At 54.9% G+C, this 5,850-nt stretch carries 1 protein-coding gene, 2 tRNA genes and 3 rRNA genes; all 6 read left to right on the plus strand.

Annotated elements, in window-relative coordinates:
- On the plus strand, nucleotides 1–209 hold a 209-nt coding region (locus B0E47_RS17105), incomplete at its 5' end, for a hypothetical protein (RefSeq protein WP_217318869.1).
- A gap of 70 nt (nucleotides 210–279) precedes the next feature.
- Nucleotides 280–1,824: ribosomal RNA gene (locus tag B0E47_RS00005) — 16S ribosomal RNA — on the plus strand.
- Between the two features lie 199 nt (nucleotides 1,825–2,023).
- A tRNA-Ile gene (locus tag B0E47_RS00010) sits at nucleotides 2,024–2,100 on the plus strand.
- Between the two features lie 67 nt (nucleotides 2,101–2,167).
- Nucleotides 2,168–2,243 (plus strand) — tRNA-Ala (locus tag B0E47_RS00015).
- 201 nt (nucleotides 2,244–2,444) lie between these two features.
- Nucleotides 2,445–5,326, plus strand: a 23S ribosomal RNA gene (locus B0E47_RS00020).
- A 302-nt stretch (nucleotides 5,327–5,628) separates the two neighbouring features.
- Nucleotides 5,629–5,742: ribosomal RNA gene (gene rrf / locus B0E47_RS00025) — 5S ribosomal RNA — on the plus strand.
- The 16S, 23S and 5S rRNA genes sit together here with 2 tRNA genes alongside, the layout of an rRNA operon.
- The last annotated feature ends 108 nt before the right edge of the window (nucleotides 5,743–5,850 follow it).

Below are 5,850 nucleotides of genomic sequence, written 5' to 3' on the forward strand. Positions count from 1 at the left end.
CGAAGGTGTTGACGGTCTCCAAAAGCGATGTAGAATGGGCGGCTCACCCGGGACGAAAGGTCCCTGGGGTGTCACTGGCAACGGTGACGGCGAAAGGATCTTTGACAGTGTGCGCAGGTGAATTGTGTGGACGTCTTGCGATGGAGGGTTACGACCTGTCCAAGCAATGCAAGCGTCCAATGAAAGAAAAAGTCAGTAATGAGTTTTGATTTTGTTGGGACATACGCTTCAGAAAGATAGATCTTCTTCCTGCCTTCGGGTGGGATGAGGTCGACAACTTAAGTGAAGAGTTTGATCCTGGCTCAGATTGAACGCTGGCGGCATGCCTAACACATGCAAGTCGAACGGCAGCACAGTCGTAGCAATACGATGGGTGGCGAGTGGCGGACGGGTGAGTAATGCATCGGGACCTACCCAGACGTGGGGGATAACGTAGGGAAACTTACGCTAATACCGCATACGTCCTACGGGAGAAAGCGGGGGATCTTCGGACCTCGCGCGGTTGGACGGACCGATGTGCGATTAGCTAGTTGGTAAGGTAATGGCTTACCAAGGCGACGATCGCTAGCTGGTCTGAGAGGATGATCAGCCACACTGGAACTGAGACACGGTCCAGACTCCTACGGGAGGCAGCAGTGGGGAATATTGGACAATGGGCGCAAGCCTGATCCAGCAATGCCGCGTGTGTGAAGAAGGCCTTCGGGTTGTAAAGCACTTTTATCAGGAACGAAATACCATGGGTCAATACCCTGTGGGGCTGACGGTACCTGAGGAATAAGCACCGGCTAACTTCGTGCCAGCAGCCGCGGTAATACGAAGGGTGCAAGCGTTAATCGGAATTACTGGGCGTAAAGGGTGCGTAGGCGGTTGTTTAAGTCTGTCGTGAAATCCCCGGGCTCAACCTGGGAATGGCGATGGATACTGGGCAGCTAGAGTGTGTCAGAGGATGGTGGAATTCCCGGTGTAGCGGTGAAATGCGTAGAGATCGGGAGGAACATCAGTGGCGAAGGCGGCCATCTGGGACAACACTGACGCTGAAGCACGAAAGCGTGGGGAGCAAACAGGATTAGATACCCTGGTAGTCCACGCCCTAAACGATGCGAACTGGATGTTGGTCTCAACTCGGAGATCAGTGTCGAAGCTAACGCGTTAAGTTCGCCGCCTGGGGAGTACGGTCGCAAGACTGAAACTCAAAGGAATTGACGGGGGCCCGCACAAGCGGTGGAGTATGTGGTTTAATTCGATGCAACGCGAAGAACCTTACCTGGCCTTGACATGTCCGGAATCCTGCAGAGATGCGGGAGTGCCTTCGGGAATCGGAACACAGGTGCTGCATGGCTGTCGTCAGCTCGTGTCGTGAGATGTTGGGTTAAGTCCCGCAACGAGCGCAACCCTTGTCCTTAGTTGCCAGCGAGTAATGTCGGGAACTCTAAGGAGACTGCCGGTGACAAACCGGAGGAAGGTGGGGATGACGTCAAGTCCTCATGGCCCTTACGGCCAGGGCTACACACGTACTACAATGGTCGGTACAGAGGGTTGCAATACCGCGAGGTGGAGCCAATCCCAGAAAGCCGATCCCAGTCCGGATCGAAGTCTGCAACTCGACTTCGTGAAGTCGGAATCGCTAGTAATCGCGGATCAGCTATGCCGCGGTGAATACGTTCCCGGGCCTTGTACACACCGCCCGTCACACCATGGGAGTGGGTTGCTCCAGAAGGCGTTAGTCTAACCGCAAGGAGGACGACGCCCACGGAGTGGTTCATGACTGGGGTGAAGTCGTAACAAGGTAGCCGTATCGGAAGGTGCGGCTGGATCACCTCCTTTCAAGAAATAGACAGTCGCAACCTTTGGTTGCAAGACGTCCACACAAGACACCTGTACTTCACGCGACATCCTGTCGCGAAGAGCGAAGATCAAGACCGTCCATCCATGGACGGACTCTTCATCAACAGCGGCTTCGAGCCTGGTTCCAGGTAGTTTGTCCAGGTAGCTTGGCTCGCGGGTTCTGGGATTCATCCTTCATGGGTCTGTAGCTCAGGTGGTTAGAGCGCACCCCTGATAAGGGTGAGGCCGGTGGTTCGAGTCCACCCAGACCCACCATTGGTCTCACGCGGATCCATCCGCGGAAAGCCGATCAAGACCACCCATCCCTGGGCGGACTCTTCAAGGGGCCATAGCTCAGCTGGGAGAGCACCTGCTTTGCAAGCAGGGGGTCGTCGGTTCGATCCCGACTGGCTCCACCATCAAGCGCCGCGTGAAGTATCAGCACACAAAAGATTTGAAATCACCCGGCATTGAGGCCGGTGTGATGTTCTTTGAAAACAAGTAAACGAGTGACAAGCGTCTTGGTTCGAACCGAACCGAGACAAGTGTTAAGGCACGAAAACGAAGTAACTTGGCTGCCCCTGATGAGGGGGCTGCCCCGAGGCGACTTGGGGTTATATGGTCAAGCGACTAAGCGTATACGGTGGATGCCTTGGCAGTCAGAGGCGATGAAGGACGTGGCAGCCTGCGAAAAGTGTCGGGGAGCTGGCAACAAGCTTTGATCCGGCAATGTCCGAATGGGGAAACCCACCGCGCAAGCGGTATTGCATGGTGAATACATAGCCATGCAAGGCGAACCCGGGGAACTGAAATATCTAAGTACCCGGAGGAAAAGAAATCAACCGAGATTCCCCAAGTAGCGACGAGCGAACGGGGACTAGCCCAAAAGCACATTGTGTTCTAGTCAAACGGTCTGGAAAGGCCGGCCATAGATGGTGATAGCCCAGTCGACGAAAGGGCACTTTGTGTGAAATTGAGTAAGGCGGGGCACGTGAAACCTTGTCTGAACATGGGGGGACCATCCTCCAAGGCTAAATACTACTGACTGACCGATAGCGAACTAGTACCGTGAGGGAAAGGCGAAAAGAACCCCGGAGAGGGGAGTGAAATAGACCCTGAAACCGTATACGTACAAGCAGTGGAAGCCCGCAAGGGTGACTGCGTACCTTTTGTATAATGGGTCAGCGACTTACTGTCAGTGGCAAGCTTAACCGTATAGGGGAGGCGAAGAGAAATCGAGTCTGAATAGGGCGCATAGTCTCTGGCAGTAGACCCGAAACCGAGTGATCTATCCTTGGCCAGGTTGAAGGTGCGGTAACACGCACTGGAGGACCGAACCCACATCTGTTGCAATAGATGGGGATGAGCTGAGGATAGGAGTGAAAGGCTAAACAAACTCGGAGATAGCTGGTTCTCCTCGAAAGCTATTTAGGTAGCGCCTCGGACGAATCTTCCTGGGGGTAGAGCACTGTTATGGCTAGCGGGTCATCGCGACTTAGCAAACCATGGCAAACTCCGAATACCAGGACAGACTATCCGGGAGACACACGGCGGGTGCTAACGTCCGTCGTGAAAAGGGAAACAACCCAGACCCGCAGCTAAGGTCCCCAAGTCATGGCTAAGTGGAAAACGATGTGGAAAGGCATAGACAGCCAGGAGGTTGGCTTAGAAGCAGCCATCCTTTAAAGAAAGCGTAATAGCTCACTGGTCGAGTCGGTCTGCGCGGAAGATTTAACGGGGCTAAGCCATGCACCGAAGCTCGGGGTGTGCACACTTGTGTGTACGCGGTAGAGGAGCGTTCCGTAAGCCTGTGAAGGTGGATTGTAAAGTCTGCTGGAGGTATCGGAAGTGCGAATGCTGACATGAGTAACGATAATGGGGGTGAAAAGCCCCCACGCCGAAAGCCCAAGGTTTCCTCGCGCAACGTTCATCGGCGCAGGGTGAGTCGGCCCCTAAGGCGAGGCAGAAATGCGTAGTCGATGGGAAGCAGGTTAATATTCCTGCACTTTTCTTAAGTGCGATGTGGGGACGGAGAAGGTTAGGTCTACCGGGCGTTGGTTGTCCCGGGGAAAGGAGGTAGGCATGCATCTTAGGCAAATCCGGGATGCTTTATGCCGAGCACCGAGACGAGTCCTATGGGACGAAGTGACTGACACCACGCTTCCAGGAAAAGCCACTAAGCTTCAGCTTAAGAAAAACCGTACCGTAAACCGACACTGGTAGGCAGGGTGAGAATCCCAAGGCGCTTGAGAGAACTCGGGTGAAGGAACTAGGCAAAATGGCACCGTAACTTCGGGAGAAGGTGCGCCCATCGACGTGGTCACGTGCGTGACTGAGCGTTGATGGGTCGCAGTAACCTGGCCGCTGCGACTGTTTATCAAAAACACAGCACTCTGCAAACACGAAAGTGGACGTATAGGGTGTGACGCCTGCCCGGTGCTGGAAGGTTAATTGATGGGGTCAGCCGCAAGGCGAAGCTCTTGATCGAAGCCCCAGTAAACGGCGGCCGTAACTATAACGGTCCTAAGGTAGCGAAATTCCTTGTCGGGTAAGTTCCGACCTGCACGAATGGCGTAACGACAGCGGCGCTGTCTCCACCCGAGACTCAGTGAAATTGAATTCGCTGTGAAGATGCAGCGTTCCCGCGGCAAGACGGAAAGACCCCGTGAACCTTTACTATAGCTTTACACTGAACGTTGAGTTCTTCTGTGTAGGATAGGTGGGAGGCTTTGAAGTGCAGACGCCAGTTTGCATGGAGCCAACCTTGAAATACCACCCTGAAGTGCTTGACGTTCTAACCTCGACCCGTCATCCGGGTCAGGGACCGTGTATGGTGGGTAGTTTGACTGGGGCGGTCTCCTCCCAAAGAGTAACGGAGGAGCACGAAGGTACGCTCAGCGCGGTCGGACATCGCGCACTGTGTGCAATGGCATAAGCGTGCTTGACTGCGAGATCGACGGATCAAGCAGGTACGAAAGTAGGTCATAGTGATCCGGTGGTTCTGTATGGAAGGGCCATCGCTCAACGGATAAAAGGTACTCCGGGGATAACAGGCTGATACCGCCCAAGAGTTCATATCGACGGCGGTGTTTGGCACCTCGATGTCGGCTCATCACATCCTGGGGCTGTAGCCGGTCCCAAGGGTATGGCTGTTCGCCATTTAAAGTGGTACGCGAGCTGGGTTCAGAACGTCGTGAGACAGTTCGGTCCCTATCTGTCGTGGGCGTTGGAGATTTGAGGGGGGCTGCTCCTAGTACGAGAGGACCGGAGTGGACGTTCCGCTGGTGTTCGGGTTGTCATGCCCATGGCATTGCCCGGTAGCTACGAACGGAAGTGATAACCGCTGAAAGCATCTAAGCGGGAAGCACGCCCCAAGATGAGATCTCCCGAGAGCTTGACTCTCCTTAAGGCACCATCAAGACCAGGTGGTTGATAGGTCAGGTGTGGACGCGCAGCAATGCGTTGAGCTAACTGATACTAATGAGCCGTGAGGCTTGACCATATAACCCCAAGTGGCTTTGTTTTACGCAGGTCCTTCTGCGGAGCCACCGGCCATCCCTGGCCGGACTCTTCGAAAGGGCGATCGCTACCGAAGCACTGGTTGAAAGTCCGATTCACCTCGACGCTTGTCACTCGTTTACGATTATCTTTACGTGAGATCCTTCTCACGAGAAGAAGAGTCAAACCCCGCCATCCATGGCGGACTCTTCAACTCTTCGAGGAACCTCTCGCGGGAGCGTCGGCTGTCAGGGCCGACCCTTCAAGAATGTGGAGCCGGCGCAATCGCGCTGCTCCCACCCCTTCCCTGGCGGCCATAGCGGCGTGGTCCCACCTGATCCCATCCCGAACTCAGAAGTGAAACGCGCATGCGCCGATGGTAGTGTGGCTTTGCCATGCAAGAGTAGGTCACCGCCAGGGGCTTTATCCAAAAACCCCCACCCGAAACGGTGGGGGTTTTTCTTTTGTGCGGTGGCGACCGTAGGTCGCGACCCGCAACAGGTCACCGCCAGGGGCTTTATCCAAAAA

Source organism: Rhodanobacter sp. B05 (genome assembly GCF_002001085.1).
GTDB lineage: Bacteria > Pseudomonadota > Gammaproteobacteria > Xanthomonadales > Rhodanobacteraceae > Rhodanobacter.